This window comes from Bacillus sp. MT(2024), from assembly GCF_036362845.1.
In the GTDB taxonomy this organism is placed as follows: Bacteria; Bacillota; Bacilli; order Bacillales; family Bacillaceae; genus Bacillus; species Bacillus velezensis.
This window is the reverse complement of sequence record NZ_CP143632.1, coordinates 1,958,514-1,979,254: the sequence shown is the minus strand read 5'-3', so window position 1 is coordinate 1,979,254 and position 20,741 is coordinate 1,958,514. Positions and strand designations below refer to the sequence as shown.

The 20,741-nt window shown below is 44.9% G+C and carries 24 protein-coding genes; 20 read left to right on the top strand and 4 right to left on the bottom strand.

The features are described 5' to 3' along the window. Window positions 1–75 precede the first annotated feature (75 nt). Genes VP472_RS09380 through VP472_RS09285 form a run of 20 tightly spaced genes read left to right on the top strand, consistent with a single transcriptional unit; the run spans window position 76 to window position 18,456 of the window. Window positions 76–1,215 (top strand): phage portal protein, encoded by a 1,140-nt coding sequence (locus tag VP472_RS09380; protein WP_330731208.1) that lies wholly within the window; start codon window positions 76–78, stop codon window positions 1,213–1,215. Continuing rightward, window positions 1,208–1,804 carry an HK97 family phage prohead protease gene (locus tag VP472_RS09375; protein WP_047936177.1) on the top strand — a complete coding sequence of 199 codons (597 nt, stop codon included), beginning with the start codon at window positions 1,208–1,210 and terminating at the stop codon, window positions 1,802–1,804. Before VP472_RS09380 ends, VP472_RS09375 begins: the two co-directional genes overlap by 8 nt. A gap of 48 nt (window positions 1,805–1,852) precedes the next feature. Then, window positions 1,853–3,055, top strand: a complete 1,203-nt coding sequence (locus VP472_RS09370) for a phage major capsid protein (RefSeq protein ID WP_210552522.1) — start codon at window positions 1,853–1,855, stop codon at window positions 3,053–3,055. A 27-nt stretch (window positions 3,056–3,082) separates the two neighbouring features. Beyond that, on the top strand, window positions 3,083–3,541 hold the full coding sequence (locus tag VP472_RS09365; RefSeq protein ID WP_146276934.1) for a collagen-like triple helix repeat-containing protein: 459 nt from the start codon (window positions 3,083–3,085) through the stop codon (window positions 3,539–3,541). 51 nt (window positions 3,542–3,592) lie between these two features. After that, window positions 3,593–3,886, top strand: a complete 294-nt coding sequence (locus VP472_RS09360; RefSeq protein ID WP_014472232.1) for a head-tail connector protein — start codon at window positions 3,593–3,595, stop codon at window positions 3,884–3,886. After that, complete coding sequence (locus VP472_RS09355) at window positions 3,876–4,202, top strand: phage head closure protein (RefSeq protein WP_146276932.1); 327 nt, start codon at window positions 3,876–3,878, stop codon at window positions 4,200–4,202. The genes VP472_RS09360 and VP472_RS09355 overlap by 11 nt, the downstream gene beginning before the upstream one ends. Beyond that, window positions 4,202–4,591, top strand: coding sequence for an HK97-gp10 family putative phage morphogenesis protein (locus tag VP472_RS09350; RefSeq protein ID WP_061861533.1), 390 nt, complete (start codon window positions 4,202–4,204; stop codon window positions 4,589–4,591). The genes VP472_RS09355 and VP472_RS09350 overlap by 1 nt, the downstream gene beginning before the upstream one ends. Continuing rightward, window positions 4,588–4,977 carry a DUF3168 domain-containing protein gene (locus VP472_RS09345; protein ID WP_146276930.1) on the top strand — a complete coding sequence of 130 codons (390 nt, stop codon included), beginning with the start codon at window positions 4,588–4,590 and terminating at the stop codon, window positions 4,975–4,977. The genes VP472_RS09350 and VP472_RS09345 overlap by 4 nt, the downstream gene beginning before the upstream one ends. 18 nt (window positions 4,978–4,995) lie before the next feature. Beyond that, the gene (locus VP472_RS09340; RefSeq protein ID WP_146276928.1) at window positions 4,996–5,592 is read left to right on the top strand and encodes a major tail protein; all 597 of its coding nucleotides are present in this window, start codon (window positions 4,996–4,998) and stop codon (window positions 5,590–5,592) included. 57 nt (window positions 5,593–5,649) lie between these two features. Further along, window positions 5,650–6,012: a phage tail assembly chaperone G gene (gene gpG, locus VP472_RS09335; protein WP_146276926.1), complete on the top strand. Its 363-nt coding sequence runs from the start codon at window positions 5,650–5,652 to the stop codon at window positions 6,010–6,012. 11 nt (window positions 6,013–6,023) lie between these two features. Beyond that, window positions 6,024–6,206, top strand: a complete 183-nt coding sequence (locus VP472_RS09330) for a hypothetical protein (RefSeq protein ID WP_061861531.1) — start codon at window positions 6,024–6,026, stop codon at window positions 6,204–6,206. 60 nt (window positions 6,207–6,266) lie between these two features. Continuing rightward, entirely contained in the window at window positions 6,267–10,013 is a 3,747-nt protein-coding gene (locus VP472_RS09325; RefSeq protein WP_146276924.1) for a phage tail tape measure protein, read from the top strand. 14 nt (window positions 10,014–10,027) lie between these two features. Further along, on the top strand, window positions 10,028–10,864 hold the full coding sequence (locus VP472_RS09320) for a phage tail family protein (protein ID WP_210552523.1): 837 nt from the start codon (window positions 10,028–10,030) through the stop codon (window positions 10,862–10,864). 12 nt (window positions 10,865–10,876) lie between these two features. Then, window positions 10,877–12,595: a phage tail spike protein gene (locus VP472_RS09315; RefSeq protein WP_146276920.1), complete on the top strand. Its 1,719-nt coding sequence runs from the start codon at window positions 10,877–10,879 to the stop codon at window positions 12,593–12,595. A 32-nt stretch (window positions 12,596–12,627) separates the two neighbouring features. Further along, window positions 12,628–15,192 carry a peptidase G2 autoproteolytic cleavage domain-containing protein gene (locus tag VP472_RS09310; RefSeq protein WP_146276918.1) on the top strand — a complete coding sequence of 855 codons (2,565 nt, stop codon included), beginning with the start codon at window positions 12,628–12,630 and terminating at the stop codon, window positions 15,190–15,192. A gap of 12 nt (window positions 15,193–15,204) precedes the next feature. After that, window positions 15,205–16,386, top strand: a complete 1,182-nt coding sequence (locus VP472_RS09305) for a phage baseplate upper protein (RefSeq protein ID WP_146276916.1) — start codon at window positions 15,205–15,207, stop codon at window positions 16,384–16,386. Beyond that, a complete protein-coding gene (locus VP472_RS09300; protein WP_146276914.1) occupies window positions 16,383–16,745 on the top strand; it encodes a hypothetical protein in 363 nt (120 codons plus the stop codon). Before VP472_RS09305 ends, VP472_RS09300 begins: the two co-directional genes overlap by 4 nt. Beyond that, the gene (locus VP472_RS09295; protein WP_064115584.1) at window positions 16,742–16,930 is read left to right on the top strand and encodes an XkdX family protein; all 189 of its coding nucleotides are present in this window, start codon (window positions 16,742–16,744) and stop codon (window positions 16,928–16,930) included. Before VP472_RS09300 ends, VP472_RS09295 begins: the two co-directional genes overlap by 4 nt. Before the next feature lie 51 nt (window positions 16,931–16,981). Further along, entirely contained in the window at window positions 16,982–17,404 is a 423-nt protein-coding gene (locus tag VP472_RS09290; RefSeq protein WP_146276912.1) for a phage holin family protein, read from the top strand. Window positions 17,405–17,445: 41 nt separating this feature from the next. Continuing rightward, window positions 17,446–18,456 (top strand): N-acetylmuramoyl-L-alanine amidase, encoded by a 1,011-nt coding sequence (locus tag VP472_RS09285; RefSeq protein ID WP_146276910.1) that lies wholly within the window; start codon window positions 17,446–17,448, stop codon window positions 18,454–18,456. A gap of 56 nt (window positions 18,457–18,512) precedes the next feature. On the opposite strand, the gene VP472_RS09280 is transcribed toward VP472_RS09285, so the two are convergent. The 4 genes from VP472_RS09280 to VP472_RS09265 form a co-directional block, all read right to left on the bottom strand. Then, window positions 18,513–18,707, bottom strand: a complete 195-nt coding sequence (locus VP472_RS09280) for a hypothetical protein (RefSeq protein ID WP_063095592.1) — start codon at window positions 18,705–18,707, stop codon at window positions 18,513–18,515. A 17-nt stretch (window positions 18,708–18,724) separates the two neighbouring features. Then, on the bottom strand, window positions 18,725–19,234 hold the full coding sequence (locus tag VP472_RS09275; RefSeq protein ID WP_146276908.1) for a hypothetical protein: 510 nt from the start codon (window positions 19,232–19,234) through the stop codon (window positions 18,725–18,727). Window positions 19,235–19,462: 228 nt separating this feature from the next. After that, window positions 19,463–19,615 (bottom strand): hypothetical protein, encoded by a 153-nt coding sequence (locus tag VP472_RS09270; RefSeq protein ID WP_192897766.1) that lies wholly within the window; start codon window positions 19,613–19,615, stop codon window positions 19,463–19,465. Window positions 19,616–20,025: 410 nt separating this feature from the next. Further along, the gene (locus tag VP472_RS09265) at window positions 20,026–20,568 is read right to left on the bottom strand and encodes an IseA DL-endopeptidase inhibitor family protein (RefSeq protein ID WP_015417595.1); all 543 of its coding nucleotides are present in this window, start codon (window positions 20,566–20,568) and stop codon (window positions 20,026–20,028) included. Window positions 20,569–20,741 lie beyond the last annotated feature (173 nt).

The following is a 20,741-nucleotide window of genomic DNA, read 5'->3' as shown; positions in this document are numbered from 1 at the left end:
CGATCATTAGATAAACAAAGCCAGGGAGCGCGGGAGTTTAATGAAATTATTGTCGGCTTGGACGGCCTGTCTTACGTGTCAGCAAGTGCAATTAAAAACAGCGATGTGTTCACAGCAGTGCATACCCTTTCCTCTGATATTGCAGCGTCGCCAATTATGGTTAAACATAACGGTGTCGAAGAAAAGGATTCTGATCTGTTCAGGCTGCTGAATGAAAAACCCAATGATTATTATTCGGGGTACTTTTTCAAATTCATACTTGTAGCCAATGCACTATTGAACGGCCAATCGTACGCTGAAATCATCCGGGACAAAGAGGGGGCACCCTTGGAGCTTATCCATATGCTGAACAGTGAAGTCTATGCCGAGCAGCTTCCAAACCGAAATGAAATCCTATACCGGTATTATCCTTCTGGCGGTAAAGAGAGAGTATTGAAGCCTGAAAATGTGCTGCATATTAAATTTTTCAGCTTGGACGGTATTACGGGGATGGGTCCTCTTTCCAGTCTTAAGCGTGAGATTGAAAGCCAGGAGTTTGGAAAACGCCTTGTTACTGACTTTTTTAGAAGAAGCGTCAACTTGAGTGGGATTGTCAATTTGAAAAAAGGGCATTTGTCTCCTGAAGCAAAGGATAAAATTCGTAATGAATTTGAAAAAGCAAACTCAGGGGGGCGAAATCAGCAAAGAATTGCTGTTCTTAGTGAAAATGAGGAGTTTAAGCAATTAGAAATTAATACAAAAGTGCTTGAAATCGTTAATAATTACACGCATTCAACAAAGCAGATCGCCAAAGCGTTTGGTTTGCCTGCCCATAAGCTGGGGATTGAACAAGTCAACACATCGCTTGAACAAGCTAACCTGGATTATCTGACAAATACATTATCAAACTATTTCACGGCCATTGCTTCAGAACTGAATTTCAAAATGCTGCCGTATCCATTAAACTTGCAGCTGAAATTTCAATTCGATACGCGGCGGTTTAGGGAAACGGACGCAAAAACAAAGCGAGAAAACGTCATTGCTTTACTGCAGAATGGCATATACTCGCAAAATGATGCCCTGGCTGAATACGGCATAGCGGCGATTCCAAACGGGGATAAGCGTTTCATGAGTTTGAATTACGTTGACGTTGAAATCATGGACGAGATTCAGAAAGCGAAGGCAAAGAGCCTGCCGATCTCGTCAGCAGGTGAAGGAGGTGAGGGGAATGTCTAAGGAAGTGGAAATCAGAACGTCGCAGGAAGGGGCATTAAAAGCCCATTCAAGCGATGATGGGCCGAAGGTAATTAGCGGGTATGCACTCAAGTTTGGAACCCGCAGTCATAACCTGGGTGGATTCATTGAAATGATTGATAAACGGGCTCTTGACCAAACAGATATGAGCGATGTACGGGCTTTAATTGACCATGATCCATCTAAGATTCTCGGCCGCACGTCTGCCGGCACGCTTAAGCTTGAGGTCGATGACATCGGCCTAAGATTTGATGTCACTTTACCGAATACTCAGTACGCCACGGATTTATACGAAAATCTACGTGTCGGCAATATCTCAAACTGTTCTTTCGGCTTTTTGCTTGGGAAAAACGGTGACAGCTTTACCCGTGACCAAGAAACGGGGCTGCCGTTACGAAGCCTGAGAAACATTTCAAAGCTGACAGATGTATCAGTGGTTACGTATCCAGCTTATGAAGACACCGATGTGACGATTGCTCAACGGAACTTAAAGCAGTATGAACAAAGAAGCCGGAATCCGGAAAAAGAAAAGCTGCTGTTACAGCTGGATTTAATAAAAATGGGATTGTAAAAGCACTCGAAATTCGGGTGCTTATTTTATTTGAAAAGGAGAAAACACATGTTATCTGAAAAAATTAAGGAATTGAGATCACAGATTACTCAAAAACAAACGGCGGTTAATACAAAAATCACAGAAGCACAGAAGCGAGCGGAAGAAGACAAGCTGGACGAAGCTACAGCTTTGAAAGGTGAAATTTCCACTTTGAAAGAAGAGCTCGACGCTCTCAAGAAAAAGCTTGCGGAATATGAAGAGATTGCCGGAATGAATCCGGAAGAACCTGCACCGGCTGGCGGTAAAGAAGAGGACGACGAGGAAAAAAGATCAATGTCTGGCGGCGGTCTCCACACAATCATCAAACGGGGGAGGAAAGAAGAGGTAAGAGCTTTTGAAGAATTTCTCCGATCAAAAGGGGAAAAGCGTGACGGCTTAAAATCAAACGGAGTTGAGGCAATTATCCCGATTGATGTGATCACCAAACCCCAGCAAGAGCCTGAAAATGTTGTCGATTTGGCGGCCATTGTAAATAACGTAAATGTGACAACGGCGTCCGGCACGTATCCCGTTCTTGCTAATGCTGAGACAGGCCTTGTATCTGTCGCTGAACTGGAAAAAAATCCGGAATTAGCAAAGCCGAAGTTTAATAAAGTGGCTTGGGCGGTAGAGACTTACCGCGGTCAACTGCCAATTTCTCAGGAGGCTATTGACGATTCAGGGGTAGACCTTTCCGCGATTGTGGCCAACCATCTGCAGCAGGTAAAACGGATTACGAAAAATACAAAAGTGGCCGAAGTCTTGCGCTCTTTCCCGGCTAAAACGGTAAAGGGAACAGATGACATTAAACACATTCTGAACGTCGATCTGATGCAGGCGTATAGCCGGGACATTGTCGCTACTTCTTCCGCATTTCAATTCCTGGATACCCTGAAGGATAAAAACGGGCAGTACATTTTACGGCAAGATATTTCCACAGAAACGGGGAAAGTGTTGCTGGGTAGCAAGGTCAATGTTGTGGACGATACTGTTTTAGGTGAAAAATCAGGCGATGCGGTTATGTTTATCGGCGATTTGAAAAAAGCTGCGTTCTTTGCGAACCGTGTAGATGCCACGGCCAAGTGGGTGGAAAATGAAGTTTATGGACAAGTTCTCTCGCTTGCTGTTCGTTTCGACGTCAAAAAAGCTGATAAAAAAGCCGGCTATTTTGTGACCATTGATACGGGCGCGGAGCAGCCAGACGATACAAGTAAAGATTTAGGGAAATAAAATAATAATAGAAAAGGATGATCGAACATGGCAGAGTTTTTAAATGAAAGTAACGGAGCGAAAACATCAGCAAGGGACAACGGTTCAGGGGAGCCAATCACAGATGTTTCTATCGCGGATAACAGCGAAAAAAATCCTCTCTATGTAAAAGGTCTTCAAGGTGAACCCGGCCCTCAAGGGAAACAAGGTCCTCAAGGTGAACCAGGCGAACCAGGTCCACAAGGTGAAAAAGGCGAACCAGGCGAACCAGGTCCACAAGGCGAAAAAGGCGACCCGGGCGAACCAGGCCCAAAAGGTGAAAAAGGCGACCCGGCAGTTATTGAACCGGGCAGCATTGTAAATGAAATGCTCGGTGAAAAATCAGTTCGAAGCAAGAATGTTGGCACAGGCAGTATCATGCTGGAGCATCTGAACAGCGAGGTCAAAGACATCTTAACCGGCCTGCAAAAACAAATTGATGAATTGAAAGAAACACCAACAGAATAATGACGTGAAGGGGCGCTCCGGCGCTCCTTTTTGTATGTAAGGAGTGATGGAATGACGCTCGAAGAAATAAAGCACGCATTGCGAATAGATCATAATTTTGACGATGACTGGATTATGGAGTTGAAAGGGTCGGCAGAAGATTATATCAAGGATGCTGTCACACTTTCGCCCAACAGGGATGCATTTTTTGAAAACAATCCCAGGTTTAACATGGCCGTCAAGTTCCTTGTGGGCGCCTGGTATGAGCAGCGGGTGTCCTCAATGGACAAAGCGCTACAAGAAATACCGTTCGGCGTAACAAACATTATCCAACAATTCAGAGGAGCTTATACAGATGCAGTTTAGCCGACTCAACACCCGCATCACTTTTGTGACTCGAAAGAATCAGAAGGACCCAGAAAGCCGAGAAAACATTGTGGTGAATGACCCCTTATTTTCTTGCTGGGCGGAGATCAGAGATCAGAAATTAAGGGAGAAGCTTTCAACAGCCGGCACCTTTTTAGAAAACAGCATTACATTCATCATTCGCTATCAGCAGGTTAAGACAATTACGAACAGCATGCACATCCTGCATGATGAAACCCTTTACGAGATCAAAGACATTCTCCCAAACTCTCAGGATAAAGACCTGATAAATGTTCTTGCGGAGAAGGTGAGCTGATGGCCCGAGAAGATGACGGAATAAAAAACATAGAAAAAGAGCTGAACAAACTGGCTCGAAAAAATGTTCGTGCTGCTAAGTCGGCGGTCAGTGCAGGAGCGCAAATATACGCTGCTGGATTAGAAAAAAATACACCCCGGGGCCGAGGCGATCAGGACCCTCACAAAACGCACATGAAGGACAATGTGGTTTATTTGAAGCCAAGAGAAGACGGAGAAATCTATTCAAATGTGGGATACGGAAAGGAAACAGCGGCAAGGCTGCACTTTTCAAACTTCGGGACAATCAAACAGCGACCTCAGCACTTTGTGGAGAGGACGGTAAATGAGTACACGGCCGCGGTGCTGCAGAAAGTGCAGGAAGTTTATAGAAGGGAGCTGGGAATATGATGCTACCAATTCAGGAAGTTGAAATGATTCTGAGTGAAAATGAAGTCCTTTCTTCCTTTGTGGACCCCGGCCGTATATTTTTGGTCTTTGTCCCAGAAGCCGATCAGGATACAGAAAAGGCCCCTATGATTCGAATAAATGAGCTTGAGAGCCACAGAAAAGATTATGCCGATGACGCGGCATTGACATTTGAGGTTGATATTCAAATAGATTTATGGACGAAAACGCTCAAGGAAGCGCAGCAGATTCAGCCCATCATTGATGAGCTTATGGCAAAAAACGACTACCAACAATATGCCTCTGCATTTGATCGGGACCCGGATATTGCACTTTACCGATATGCCCGGCGATACAGAGCAACAAAAAAGATTAACATACAAATATGAAATGAAAAGGTGATATGAATGGCGCGAACAGGTTTAGACGGGATTCAGTACGGCGTACTTGATCAAAATGAAAAAGCAGAAGACAGGAAGAAAATGCCGGGAGCCATTGAAGCAAAACTGGACGTTTCTTCAGAACTGACGCCTCTCTATGCGGATGATGGTATATACGCGGTGAAGAGCTCAGGAGTAAGTGAAACAAAATTAGAATTAAATTTGGCAGATTTGACAACTGAAATGAAGAGAACACTTTTAGGTGTTAAAGTTGTTTCCGGCATTGAATTATATCATAAGGATTTGGAACCGCCTTATGTTTGCATCACTTGGCGGCAAAAACATCATGAAAAAGGATACGTGTATTATGCTCTGTTAAAAGGTAAATTCGGTATACCTTCTGCAGAAGGTAAGACAAAAGAAGATAAAGTGGATTTTCAAACGGATACCATCGAAGGGCAGTTCTTACCACGGAAAGAGGATGGCCTTGTATTCCTGGTCGGGTATGACCAAAATGAAGGATTTTCACTTGACAAGTTTTATAAGCTGGCCTACGAATTGGAGCACCCAGAAGAAGAGGATCAAACAGAAGAAGAGGATCAGACAGTAGAATTAGGAAAATAACAGGCAGCCCGGCGCGGCTGCTTTTGTCTTTTAAAAAATAAAAAGGTGGTTTTCTATATGATTAAAGCGGTATTGAAAGATTATGCAAATGCTGAAATTGGCGAAAACGGGGAAATTGTCTCCGTTCCTGAAAAAACATTCATTCAGCCGATTGTTACATCGCGGTTTACTTACAGAGCATTGGAGATTCATGCACTGGCAACGGATGAGGATTCGAAAATGACAGAGTATGAGGTAATGACCGACATGATGGCCCTTGTCACGGATATGTTTAAAGAGCAATTTACCTTTGATGATATTTTGGACGGAGTTTCCTCTGAGGATTTAGGAGACTGGCTCCGGGATATTGTTTCCCAAGCCATGACAAAAGATAAAAAAAAGGCGCAATTGAAAAAGAAGGCCGTGGCGGCTCAAAAGTAACGGGCAAGCCCATGAGCTACCGGGATTACTTTAACAAAATGAAAGAAATGTACATTGATTTGATGAAAAATGGGTACAAACTTCATGAAATAGATGAAATGGATATAAACCGTTTCTTCGCTCTTGTCGATCATCAGCATGAGGAAGAAAACAAGCTGGTGCCGGCGTATAAGATTTTTGGAGTGACTTTGTAAAAGGGTATCTGATCAGATGCTCTTTTTGTTATGTCAATTTCTAAAGAAAGGAGGTAAAAGGTGGCTACAGAAGGCAGACCGATAGGGAATTTAGTCATTAATACGACGCTGAATGACGCAGGGGTAAACAAAGGGATTACCGGCCTAAGAAACAATCTAAAGGTTGCCCGCACTGCGACAAAAGCGACCGTTCAGGAATTCAAAGCGATGGGCGACGAATTGACGGCCAGCAAGAAAAAAGTTGAAGGCTTGTCAAATGAGCTTTCTATTCAAGAAAAGATCGTCAACGAATACCGTAAGTCATATGAGAAACAGGTGGAGAAATACGGCGACGGCTCTGAACAGGCGCAGAAATACGCCCAGCGGCTTAATACTCAGATTCAATCTTATCATTCTTTACAGGGCTCTCTTCGGCGCGCGCAAGTGCAATACGAGCAACTTGAGCAGGCACAGCGGGAAGCAGGGAAAAGCGCTGATTCCTTATCAGACAGCCAGAAGGATATTGGAGAGGCAACCGAGACAGCAAAAGGCAAGGTCGGGAAATTCTCTTCTTTTATTGAAGTCGGCCTGGTCGGGGCACTGACTGCAGGAGTGGCAGCCGTAACCGGATTAACAGTAGCGGTCGGAGCGATGGGCACCAAAATGGCACTTGACGCACAGAAAAGCCAAGGGGAATTCCGGGCGCAATTAGGACTGACAAAGAACGAAGCCAAAGCGCTGACACAAACAGCCTCAAGCATCTGGAAAGACGGTTTCGGCGAAAATATGGATGTGGTCAAAGACGCCCTGAAACAGGTCCGTCAGAATATCAGGGGGCTCAGCGAAAAGGATTTAAAGGATGTAACCAAAGGGGCTATTACTCTTTCAGAAACCTTTGATGCGGATGTAAATGAAGTCACGCGAGCCGGCAACAATATCATGAAAGGTTTTGGCGTTGAGAGCCAAAAGGCTTTTGATTTGATGACGTACGGCGCCCAAAAGGGCTTAAACTTTTCAAATGAAATGTTTGACAACCTGAGCGAGTACGCGCCCTTATTCGGCAAAATGGGTTTTTCTGCGGAAGAATACTTCCAGCTCTTAACAAAGGGCAGCCAAGCAGGGGTTTATAATCTCGACTATATTAATGATGTCATGAAAGAATTTCAGATCAGAGTGAAAGACGGCTCCGATTCGACATCCGGAGCGATGGCGCAGCTTTCCGGCAGCACTCAAAAAGTGTGGAGCCAATTCCTAAAAGGAAAAGGGACGGTTAAAGACGTTTCTAACGCGGTTTTGGGTGAGCTGAAAGGGATGAAAAACCAGGTCAAGGCGAATAATATCGGGGTTGCTTTGTACGGCACGAAATGGGAAGACCTTGAAGCTGACGCGATGTATGCCCTCGGCGGCATCAATGGAAAGATTGGCGATGTGAACGGGAAAACGAAAGAGGCGGGAAAAGCGCTCCAAGATAACTTCGGGGCACGGCTGAAAAAGATAGGTCGTTCCGCCTTATCTGCTCTTCTTCCGATCGGCAACGGCCTTTTAGATGTACTGGAGCCGGCCATGTCCGGACTGGAATCAGGTATGAAGGGCCTGCAGCCGGTCATGAACAGCATTTCTAGCGCAGGCGGCCATTTGAAAACAGTATTTACCGGGATTATGGATATTTTCAACGGTGATACGTCCAAGGGCGCTGACAAGCTTATGGACTTTTTCCCGGTCTTAACAGTTCAATCTATCATTGACGGCATTAACAGTATCAAGACAGCTTTTTCAGGGTTTAAACAGCAGGCGCAGCCCATCATATCCAACATGAAGGCAAGTTTTGACGCCATGAAGCCAACCTTTTCGGCTCTCGGCGCTATTGCATCCCAAGTTTTTGGAACTCTTGGTCCTCTGGTCAAACAGGCACTGGGCGGCGTGATGTCTTTCATTGGCCAACTCACTGGGCAGTGGAAGTCTTTCTGGCAGCAAAACGGTTCCGTTATTACTCAAGCCCTTCAAAATGTGTGGTCGATTGTCCAATTTGTCATGCCGGCCATACTTGCGATCATAGGTTCTGTGTGGGGGAACATAAAGGGCGTCATCACTGGCGCGATATCAATTATCCAGGGCGTTATCCTTGTTTTTTCTGGATTATTGACTGGGAACTTTTCAAAAATGTGGGAAGGGGTTAAGAAAATATTTTCTGGCGCCATTAAAGTGGTCTGGAATGCAATTCAACTTTCGTTTTTTGGGAAAATTCTCGGAGGAGCCAAGGCTCTCGGTGCTGGCTTAAAAGGTATTTTTCCAAAAATGTGGGGCTGGATTAAAAGCTTATTTAAAGACGGAGCTTCAAAGGCCGGAGGAATGTTTTCTTTCATGAAAGACAAAGCCCTAAAGCTTGTAAGTGATATGAAATCAGGTATCACTAAAAAGTTTTGGGACATCGTGGATGCTGCCAAGGCCCTGCCGAAAAAAATGGGCGACGGAATAAAGAGCATGGGCGGCAAAGCCATGGACGGAATCAAAGCCTTTGGAAACAGAACTCTCAGGGGTTTTGGGCGGATTATAAACGGCTTTACACAAGGCGGCATTAACTGGATTCTTGGAAAGATCGGTGTTGATACGAAAATACCAAAATGGGATGTTCCCCAATATGCCAATGGAACAGGTGGGCACCCAGGCGGTCCGGCTATCCTGGGAGATGGTAAGGGGAGAAATGCAGGGCCAGAAGCATTCTTTACACCGTCCGGACACATGGGGATAAGCCCAGCTACAGACACGCTCATGAACTTACCAAAAGGGACTCAGGTCTTATCAGCGCTTGATACAAAAGCATTTATGTCCGGCGTTCCTGCTTACGCAAACGGAACAAAGAAAAAGAAAAAACAAGGCATATTGTCAACGGTTTGGAACGGCGCCAAGGCGGCCGCCAGTAAAGTGAAAGACCTGGCGCTTGATGTGTTCAGCTATATCAGTAACCCGTCAAAGCTCATTAACAAGGTTATTGAGAAACTTGGCTTGAAGATGCCTAATTTTGCGGGCTTTGCCGGGGATTTTGTCAAAGGGTCATTTAAATTTGTCAAAAACAAGTTTGTTGATTTTATTAAAGACAAGATGGGCGATGCTAGCAACTTCGGTGAAGGCGGGACGGCTGCCGTTAAAAAGTGGGTTGCCCAGGCGCTAAAAATCAAAGGGCTCGGCTCAGAGTTCGCAGGAGCTCTTGAAGCAATAGCGATGAAAGAATCAGGCGGGAATCCGAACGTCGTAAATAGATGGGATTCAAACTGGAAAGCCGGCCATCCGTCTCAAGGTTTAATGCAGTTCATTCCCAGCACCTTCAATGCTCACAAGGAAAAAGGCTATGGGAATATCAAAAATCCTGTCCATCAGATTTTAGCGTCAATCAATTACCTCAACAGCAGATATGGGGGCATTTTAAACCATCCCGGGCTAAAATCCATGAGGCGTGGCGGCCGTTATGTGGGTTATGACAAAGGCGGTCTGATTACAAGCGACCATACGGCTGAGGTCCATAAAGGGGAAATGCTACTGCCGTTGCGGCAATTCAGAAGAAGCCAGGCGCATAAGGTATTAAGCCAGGCCAGCGCAATGGTCGGATACAACCCTGCGCCTCAGCAGACGATTGTTCAAAATGATAATGCTGAGGAAATAAAGCTGCTGAAAGAACAGAACGAAACGCTCAACACGAAGCTGGATGCCATGATTACATTGTTAACGCGTCTTGTAGCAAAGGATAATAATAACTATATGGACGGTCGAAAAGTGGACCAAGTGTCAGCTGATCGGTATGCTCGGGCGGCATTTCATAATGGATTGAGGTAAATGGAGTGAGGTAAATGGAGTTATATATAGATTATGACAATGGGTTGGGGGAGCAAAGCTTATCTGATTTGCTTCCCTATTTTAAATTGGTGAGCTTTTTACCCGAGTCGCCAAACATTGAACGGGAAACGGCCAAGGTCCACAGAATAAACGGTGTTGTCTTGCCGCAGCATCCCAGGGACGTTACGTATAAAGAGCGTGATATTAAGGTTGAAATCCATATCGACTCAATAATTGCTGAAAATTTCTATCAGTATCGGCATGAACTGTATGCGGCTCTTGTGAAGCCGTTCCCTTATTATATTTCCACTGACCTGCTGCCTAATCGACGTTTTAAGGTTACATGTGACGGCAATTTCAGTGTGCCGAAAGAAAAGGAAAAGAACTTCAACACGTTCGAGGTTCCTTTCTTAAATGTAAATGGTGTCGCGGAATCGAAAACCACGTCTTTGACGGCTCAAAATTTCAGCGGCGAGCATTGGAGCCCGGGCATGAATATCCAGGAGGTGGACAGCCTCCAATATTCATTTGCCAATCAAAAGACATTCAGCGTATACAATACGGGCGGCGTTATGATCAATCCTATGGAGCATGATTATAACGTCTATTTGTATGCTGCTGGGAAAAACGTCTCCATTGTCAACCACACTAATGGCGAAAAGCTCACCATTGAAGAAACGTTGAAGAAGTCGCAGAAGGTTTCGTTTATCAAGCAATACACTGTCATTGATAAAAAGACGCTCAAAACCTCCGGGCGGCTTCCGGGGCTTGAGATCGGTTGGAATGAGTTCGAAATACAGAATACAAGTAATTTTAAGATCACATTTGACACAAGATTTTACTATCCATAAGGCGGGGGAAAGATGGCGAACGCAGATTTTATAAATGAGATCGCAGCAGATGCACAACGAATTTATAAGAAATACAATATTCTTGCCTCTCTAATCATCGCGCAAGGGTGTCTGGAAAGTGCCTGGGGGAGTAGTGGACTGGCTCAAGAGGGAAAGAACCTTTTCGGGATTAAGGGCACGTATAACGGAAAGTATGTCCTGATGTGGACAACGGAGTATGACAACAGCGGCTCCCCAACCCGAGTTAAGGCGAAATTCAGGAAATATCCTTCTTGGTATGAGTCACTGCAAGATTTAGCCAAGATTTATATAAACGGCACTAGCTGGAATCCCAACCTGTATAAAGCAGTCATTGGGGAGACGGATTATAAAAAGGCAACCGCGGCTGTTCAGAAAGCGGGTTACGCGACGGACCCCAATTACGCAACAAAGCTAAACAGCATCATTTTAACGTATAAGCTAACTCAATACGATAATATAGACGGCTTACCAGATGAGCCGGATAACCCGGACAATCCTGACCCGGAGCCGAGCCCTTCTTTCCCTAGTAAAGAGTATGCAGGGAAGGACGTTACGCTCAACAAAAAGCTACCAGCAGATGTCTATTTCCCACAATTGCATGTGTCTTCAAAAGACGGGGAGCAGGTAGTAGAAATAACGGGCGTGTCAGTCGATCTGACAGACGATAGGACAGGGAAGAAGTCTTTTACCTTTACGATAGGGAGAACGCCAGATAACGGCATAGAATTCGATTTGCTGACTACTGATAACATTCTTTATCTTGATGAAAAAAAGTTCCGTCACCAAAAATATTACATTACAGATGTGGAACTCGATCAACAAAATGGGGTGTTAACAAAGACAGTAAGTGCAAGTCATGTCTTTTCCGTTCTGCTGGTCAATAATCGGGTGGATGATTCAGTCACAAAGAAATTAACGATTAAAGAGGCTTTTGATATCGCTCTTAAAGGGACTGATTTTCAATACATCTTTGAAACGCCTGAAAGTGAGTTCCCAAGCGCGGAACAGGAGGGCTTGGGGGATAAAAATTCCACCGAGTTGGTGGATGAAATCATAGAGGATTACGGGCCAGAGCTTGACGTAGATAATTACAAAATTCATGTCTATAAAAAAATGGGGTCCCGTATCAACTTTACCCTGGACTCACGCTATAATATGCCGGGCATTAAGATTAAGACTAATTCTCAAAACAGCACCACGCGGGCATGGGGGTATGGGGCGTTAAAAAAGGGCAGCAGTGCTGATGACAAAAACCCGAAATATGAGTTTGAGCCCATCTTATACATTCATCCTGATGAAGAGAAGTTCCTGCTTGATGGAAAGCCACGCTGGGCCGAGCCCATAAAGGACGAGCGGTATAAAAAATCCAACCGCATGGTTTCGGCTTTAAAAAAGCATGTGAACCCGTATCCGGAAATGACCGTTGAGGCGAATTTCCAATACATTTATGAGCCGAAGCTTTTAGACATTCAGCAGGACTTCTGGAAAGGTGACACCATCCACGTGATAGCGGACACCGCCGAGGGCATCACCTATGAGGATGACGTTCGGGTACTGTCTATCAAATATGATCCTCTTAACCCGTACGGAAGCCCTGAACTCACGTTTGCGAATTTCAGAAAAGACATCCAGGACATAGCAGTCAGCCAAGCGAAGCAAATACGAGATCAAAAAAGATATATGGATGCATTATACAAGACGCTCATTTGAGGCGTCTTTTTATTATGGAGGGAGTGAGTGACATGGTTCAACTCATTAAAGATTACAACACGACGCGCAACTCAACATATTCGGCCCAACTGCGGAGCGATATGCAAAATATTGAAAATGTATTAAATAAAGTGGATGACGACATGAAGCGCCATCGGACAGGGGGTGCCGTTCATGATTCTTCACAGGTTACACATGACGGGTACACCGTCGAAAACCGTTTGAAAAATCTGTTTGCGCGCTTTGCTAACCTTGTGCTGAATCACGACGGCAAAGATGTAAAAGAAGTCGTGGATTCCCGTGTAACGACAGATGGGGAAATTGCCGCAACATTGAAAGACAGGCTCGATAGGGAATTCAGCAAGCTCGACAGGAAAATTAAACGCGTTGTAAACGTTGATGACTTCGGGGCTGACCCAACCGGAAAAACAGACAGCACGGAAGCATTTAAGAGGGCATTCGGGACGGGGAAGGTGCAGGTTGTTATGTCAGCTGGCATTTACGTCGTGAAAGGCTTGAAAATCCCTTCCTGGGTTCGTCTGGTCGGCCAGGGAATCGGCGTTACATTCTTGATTTTGAATGATGAGACACCGGCCTCAGAATGGGTCATCACGAATGCGGACTATGAAAAAGGGAATCGAAATATACACCTCGAAGGGTTTTCAACCGACTGGAACAGAGAACGGCAGGGAGGTTTAAGGGCGACAGGCGGACAGCATTCCACATGTGTCGCCTTTGCAAATTCAAAGTTCATTTGGATTAAAAATATAGAAAACATGAACCCGGCACTTCACGGCATTGATATAACAGCGCCAACCTATGACCATCTGCCGGATACCAAGTATACAAAAGACGGCTGCAAATATGTTTGGATTGATGGCTGCGTTAACTCAGGGTATGGGGATGACGGGATAACAACCCATTACAGTGAATATATTTTCATCTCAAACTGCCATTGCACAAACCCGACAGGCCTCGCACATGCCGCGGGAAAGGCTAATTCTAACGGTATTGAGATTGACGACGGTTCTAAACATGTGTGGTTGCTCAACAACTACACAGAAGGGAATATCCGAGGCGTTGAAGTTAAGGCGCATACTGAGTGGCCGGCTTCTCAGAATGTTCATATTCTCGGCCACGTTTCATATCGGGACGTGCGGGCCTATGATCTGCGGCATATCGGCCACCATAAAGCCGAAGACCCGGAGAGCACCACAGCATATGACGTGACGCTGACAGACTGTACCGCAATAGAGCCGGTCTTCAACGATCTATATGAAGGGATAAGCCCGCGGGCTTTGGTTGTGTCTGCTTATAAAAACGTTCAGATTGTCAATTTTACCGCGATCGGAGACCCTGACTATGATTATAAAAACGGCCCGATGGTTGCGTTTCAGTATCGCAGCAGGTACATCACAGTTAATGGGATTAAAATGAGAGGGTTCAGAAAGGCTTCGCACGACATCCGAGTAATCGGGGGACCGCAAAAATCCGATTATGTTAAAATCTCAAACTTTGACATTCTTGACTCTGCTCCTGTAGGCATTGGTCTGGGCGGCGGTGTGTATCATACGAATCTCATAAATGGAACCCTGATCGGGAAAAACGGCTCCGCCGGGATTGAATCCCCGAACAATCAGACAACCATTGTAGGTGTGGAAACGGCCGGTTATAAGGTGTCCGCAAGATTGGCCGGCAGAGAATACAGTACTATCCCGACAAGAGTAAAAGGCGGATTTATGGGCGGCACTACTTCCGGATCAGCTCTGCATGAAGCAAGCGCCATTTTGGGAGGCACAGGCGACAACGTCGCTAAAGGTCCCGCCAACGTCCTGCTGGGTGTCAGGGGCGGTTCCACGACCGAGGGCTCGCGTCAAGCGTTAATAGCCGTCAATAACTGCCACACAAAAGGTGACGGCAACTCAAGGGCTATTCTTGCATCTCAGGGGGTTATCAACGATAACGGATACAGTGTCAGGGGCGGTTATGGGACAGGAAGCGCCTCAACAAAAAATACGAGATGGGAACTTGATTCGTCAGGCGGCCATATTCGCGGCACAGGGCGAGTGGAGAGCGTCTCAGATTTTAAAGACTTCGCTGAGTATTTTGAGTCTGCTGACGGTAAGAAGATTGATTCTAGTTATCTCGTTGCGCTAGAAGGCGAAAAGATTCGAAAAGCGGAAAAAGGGGACAAGATTCTCGGGGTTGTTTCCGAAACTGCCGGCCTGGTGCTCGGCGGTGCTGCGTTCTATTGGAACGATCAGTACGTAAGAAACGAATTCGGGGGCACAGTTTACGAAACAGTTTTCCACGGCGGCGAGGAAATCCGCATCCCTAAACTTAATCCCGACTACGACCCCTCTCTCGAATATGTGCCGCGTGACTCTCGTGACGAATGGCATGTCATCGGCCTGATCGGCCAAGTCTTTGCCAGGATTGACGAAACAGTGAACGTAGGGGACAGCGTATCAGCAATTGGCGGCATCGCGACTAAAGCAGAAAGCGGAGGCTATGGAACTGTTATGAGAATCAAGTCCCCGTATGATGCGGAAAAAGGATACGGTGTAGCTCAAATGATCGTTACGCCGCAGCACTAAGGAGGAAAAGGAATGTACAAAACGGGGGGCATCGCATTTGATATTAATGCGAACCGGACAAACGGGCGAACCACGAACATCCAATTCATGACGCAGGACACGGGCAGCGCGAAGCTGTCTTTTTCTTTCGCAAAGGATGGCACGCCGTTGCCTCTGTCTGCCGTAGACGCGAAAATTGTTCTATTGTATGCTGATGGATCATTTTACAAAAAGAGCCTTACCATCACTGATAAGATGAACGGGAAGGCGGAATATGTGCTTTCAGATGAAGAGCTTAAGCATTACGGGACCGTTAAAGCTGAAATTAAACTATATTATACAAACGGGCAGGCGCTGGCGACTTCATTTTTTACCTTCTCTATCGCCAAAACGTTAGAAGGTCAGAACATCATTCCGACAGCTGACTATTACATTGACGATTTTGAAACGCTGAAAGACGGGATAAAACACCTTGTCGAAGAGATCAGCCAGACTGTCGAGGAATTGAGAAAGAAATTTGCTGACCTGGAAGCCATTGAAACGAAAGAGGGCGCGCAGGAGAAGGCGGATGCAGCAGAGAGAAACGCCAGGGCCTACACAGCTAAACATGTGAACGATCAAGAAAAGCATGTTTCTACAGCTGATCGAGAGGCTTGGAATGCCAAGGAAACCCCTTCCGGCGCTCAGGATAAAGTAAACGCGCACGCAGATAATGAAGACATCCACGTCACCAAGTCTTTCAAAGATAAATTGGTAGAACTATCACAGCAGTTCACAACAGCTTTTAAAGATAAACTGGATGAATTATTACGCCAGTTCACAGCCCATAACTACAACCAAGAACGGCACATCTCTGCAGCTGAACGGAAGACATGGAATGGGGATGCCACATATGCCAACATTATGCTGAAGAACGGAGCCGCCGCAGGGACCCGAACGCCTATATACGCAAAATGGGGGCCCCTTATCTTATTAAGAGGGCATGTTAGAACTGAACCAGAAATCATATTCGGCTCCATCCCCGCGGAATACGCACCGGCTGGCGGAGGCGTTTATACAGTTCCGTTGAGTGGGACAGGCGGCACGGCCAATTTAATCATTTATGATAATGGGGATTTAAAAATAAAATACCCGGACCCGGCTGACTCAAGTAAGATGGGCGGAGGCTACTATCTGGATGTGGTCGTGGGCTTTCAGAAAGGAGGGACAGCATGATTCAGGTTTATGAATACGATGAAAATTTCATTTTGACTAAACCCGTTCCGGTTGAGCCTGATGAAGAAGGAAACTACACAATCCCTGAGAATTGTACAACCGTCCAGCCTCCGTCTTTCATAAAGGCGATGTATCATCCCGCTGAGAAGACATGGACGGAGGCGGCCACCCAGGAAGAGAAAAAAGCCCTGGAAGAGCAAATTGAAAGCGGACGGGTTCCTTCTCCCATCGATGAATTGAAAACTCAAAATGCGGCCATTACAACGCAGCTTGCGGAAGCGCAGAGCTTGGCCGAATCACAAGCGCAAATGATTGCCAATCTGTATCTAATGCTGGCGGAGGGAGGGAAAGGGGTATGATGGATTGGTTTACAAGCGTTAAAACCATCTACGGATGGGGGCCGCAGTATTACAGTAATGCAGACGTGGCCCGTTTTGTTGAATGGGGGAGAATTACAGAAGATCAATACAAACAAATAACCGGCTTAACCTATCCGATGACAAAACAACCTGTCAGTGTGGATTTAGGCAACGTCGCAAACTGATCGACACCCCAGCGGTGTTTTTTATTTTGCCTCGAAGGAGGTGATTAACAAATGGAGGGAATATACGTGTGGATGAATTTTGAAAGCTTACAGATCGCAAGAACATATCTTTTTGGGGAGGTGAAATATCTTGATTTAATGCTGGTGCTGAACATCATTGACATCATTACCGGTGTGATAAAAGCATGGAAATTCAAGGAGCTTCGCAGCCGGAGCGCCTGGTTCGGCTATGTCCGTAAAATGCTCAGTTTCCTTGTGGTTATCGTGGCAAATGCTATTGATACGATTATGGATCTGAACGGCGTCCTGACCTTTGCGACCGTTCTTTTTTATATAGCAAATGAGGGCCTGTCCATCACGGAAAACTTGGCGCAGATCGGCGTTAAAATCCCGGCCGCCATCACTGACCGGCTTCACGTAATTGAAAGCGACAACGATCAGAAAACAGAAAAAGAGGACAAAGCTGCTGAGTAAATCCAGCGGCTTTTTTATTACTCAAAAGGAGACGATGAAACATGGTGAAAATCACTAAAGACTTTATTCCAGTGGGGCACAATAACAGACCGGGATACGCAATGAACCCGGCATACATCACAGTTCATAACACGGCAAATACGGCACAAGGGGCAAGCGCAGCCATGCACGCCCGTTATGAGAAAAATCCGGAAACACCCACCAGCTGGCACTTTACAGTAGACGACAAAGAGATTTATCAACACCTTCCATTAAATGAGAACGGCTGGCACGCTGGTGACGGAAACGGCACCGGGAACCGGAAATCTATCGGCATTGAAATTTGCGAGAATAGCGATGGGGATTTTGAGAAAGCCGTGGCGAATGCTCAATGGCTAATCAAAAAGCTTATGAAGGAGCAGGGCATTTCCCTTGCAAACGTGGTCCCTCACCAACACTGGTCCGGCAAGTATTGTCCGCGCAAGCTGCTTGATCGATGGGACTCCTTTAAAGCAGGTATCAGCGGCGCCCCGTCTAAAACGGTAAATTCTCCTGTTGATAAAACAAAAGAATCTTATATTAAAAATACAGTTGTTGCTGACAGCCTTAATGTGAGAACTCAACGTAATGCCAACTCGTCTATTGTGCTTGCTCTTCCTAAAGGTTCGACTGTCCAATATAAAAAAGGATCGACCCAAAATGGTTGGGGTTACATTAAATATACCAATTCTAAAGGAGCCACATACAGCGGTTACGTTAACGTAAGATATATCAAGAGCGATGCAGAGTTAGGGAAAACCCCTTCAAAATCTGCTCCTGCTAAACCTTCAAACAAGACTAGCGGGGGTATTAAGTCTGTAGGCAAAATTAAAATTGTTGGTGTTAAAAGTGCAGCCATTATTATGGACAAACCAGACCGTAAAAACGCCAAGAATGTGGATACAATTGGCCTCGGCAAGACAATTAACATCTCAGGTTCTGTTAAAGGTTCAAACAACTCTAAAGGTTATTGGGAAGTCATCCATGGCGGCAAACGGCGGTATGTGTCTGGACAATATGGAAAAATGGTTTAAGTAAGTTGTCCCTTGTCAAAGGGGAAAAAAGCCCCTCTGCTCATGAGGGGCTTTTTTTAATTGCTGCGCGAACCGATAACGGCCCTTCCCGCCAATTCAATTAATACGTAAACCACGAAGAAAATGACGAGCCAGCTAAAAAAATCAGCCCACACATTTTTTAAGTTCAATACTCCGACATTGTCTAATCCCGTTTGTATAAACATAGAAATCACAGTTGCAATCAATACATAAAGAAACCACAGTTTCATTTAATCACTCCCAGATGTCATCCTATGAATTTGCAAACATATTTCGTGACACTGTTATAGTTTTTCCATCTCTTACAGAACTCATATCCGCCCATATCCAATAACTTTTTAGCCGCCCACCCAAGGCCGGCCATTGCCAATACTCTTGCGGCCCATGCAATAATCGGTAAAATTTGCGGTTGGTTCTTCCCGTCCTTTACTGCAGCCATCTGCTGATCATGAATGTCTTTCGCTTGAGCTGGCGAAAGGGATTCAAGGTAATTCTTCATTTGGACAGCGTCACTTAAAGTAACACCCGCTGAGATAGCTTTATCAACATCAAAAGAATATCTGTTATTCTCGGTGTCATAGTTTGATGCTTCATAAAGGGCGATAGCAAGACGTTCAGCTTCTCTTTTGTCTTGGTACTTATCCTGCTGTGCAGCTTGAGCCGGCGGCGTTCCGAAAACAGACGCAAAGCCCAAAGCTAAAACCAATGCAAAGACAATAGACAACCTTTTTTTGAAGTTCCCTAATACATTGTTCATTCAGTTTCCCCCTTCATGGAATCATACTTATAACAATTCGAGCGTAACACGCTAATTTTTCTATTTCCATAAAATTACCAAAAACAGTTAAGAAGTTGTATGAAAGGCTTTTGAAAGGAGAGTCTTTAGTTTCAGGGGTCCCAATAGGAATGTTATATCTGTCCCAGAAAGAGGAAATGAAAACACACAAAAAGCCCTGTGTAATCAGTAGGGCTTTTGAAGAAGACTTTATTTAAACAAATTTCTCATCATTTTATTGGTTGCTTTTCCTACAGCGCGGCGGGCTATCCTTTTGCCGAGCGTACCGTTTTTGGTTGCTTGAACATCCCCGAGAATACGCGCAATCTTGTACAATAAACCTCTTGTTTTGTTAATGTTCATGATTATCTTCTTTTATCCTCCCACTCTTACTTCCCGCCCGGCATTCATTCCGACTGGTGGATCACATTTTAGATTCAACATTTTCACCCCTTCTTTTAAACCCATATACTTGTATTCAATTATATCTGACGATTCCTTTTCTTGCTAATCGGAATTACACAAACAAAAACATTTAAAATATTTTTACACAAATTTTGCACAAGGATTCTCGAAAAACCTTATTTACCAACGTTCATAGAGGTATATTATACGTCCTCCTAGAGCGTTTTTTGTATAAGATAGGCGCAGATTAATAATGTCGGCAAAACAAAAAACCCCTTGTTATACAAGGGGTTTTTGAGTTTAATATTTTGCAAGAACCTGGTGGAAATGATGTGAAAAAAGCCCGCTGTAAGCAAGCGGGCTTTTTCTTATATGACAGCATCAAATTGATTGACTTTCCAAACGTTGTTTTCTTTTACGAATGTTACATCGCGTTTTGCTGACGGAGAACCGTCAAGAGTCGGTACAGTGAAGCGGTATGTTTGAACGCTTCCTTTTTTAGAAAGAAGAGTCATTTTTGCTTTTTTCCAATTCAGGAGGTTATCTCCGTCGCCGACCGGAACAGCCAATTTGCCGTCTTTTACAGTGAAGTGGTAATCTTTGAGCCCTTTGTCAATCGCTTGCTTTGTAAAAGCGGGTGTCAGATATTTTACGGCTTTCGCTTTTGTTCCGAGGTCTTTGCACATAAATACGTATTGAAGATTTTGATATTCAAACGGTTCAGATGTGCAGTTTGCGTTTGATTTAAGCGCACCGCCGCTCATCGTGTTCCAAAAATGTTCTCTCGCTGACAGGGCCAGTTGAAGTGCTTGTTTTTGTGTAAGGTCATTAGATGCATTTTTTGCGGTCGCCGCAGTGCCCAATGACAGAATCAATGTAATAGTAGTGAGGAATAATAGCCATTTTTTCATGATATAATCTCTCCTTCAATCAATCTTTTTCTCTTATGTTACAAATGTTACAATAATTACGGTAAGATTACAATACCTTTTCAGAAATATTTTCCGGACTTTTTATTTTTATGGTTTATTTCCATGTAAGACGTGAGAAAAAGATAAAGAGTTTCATTGAACAAAAGGTTTTT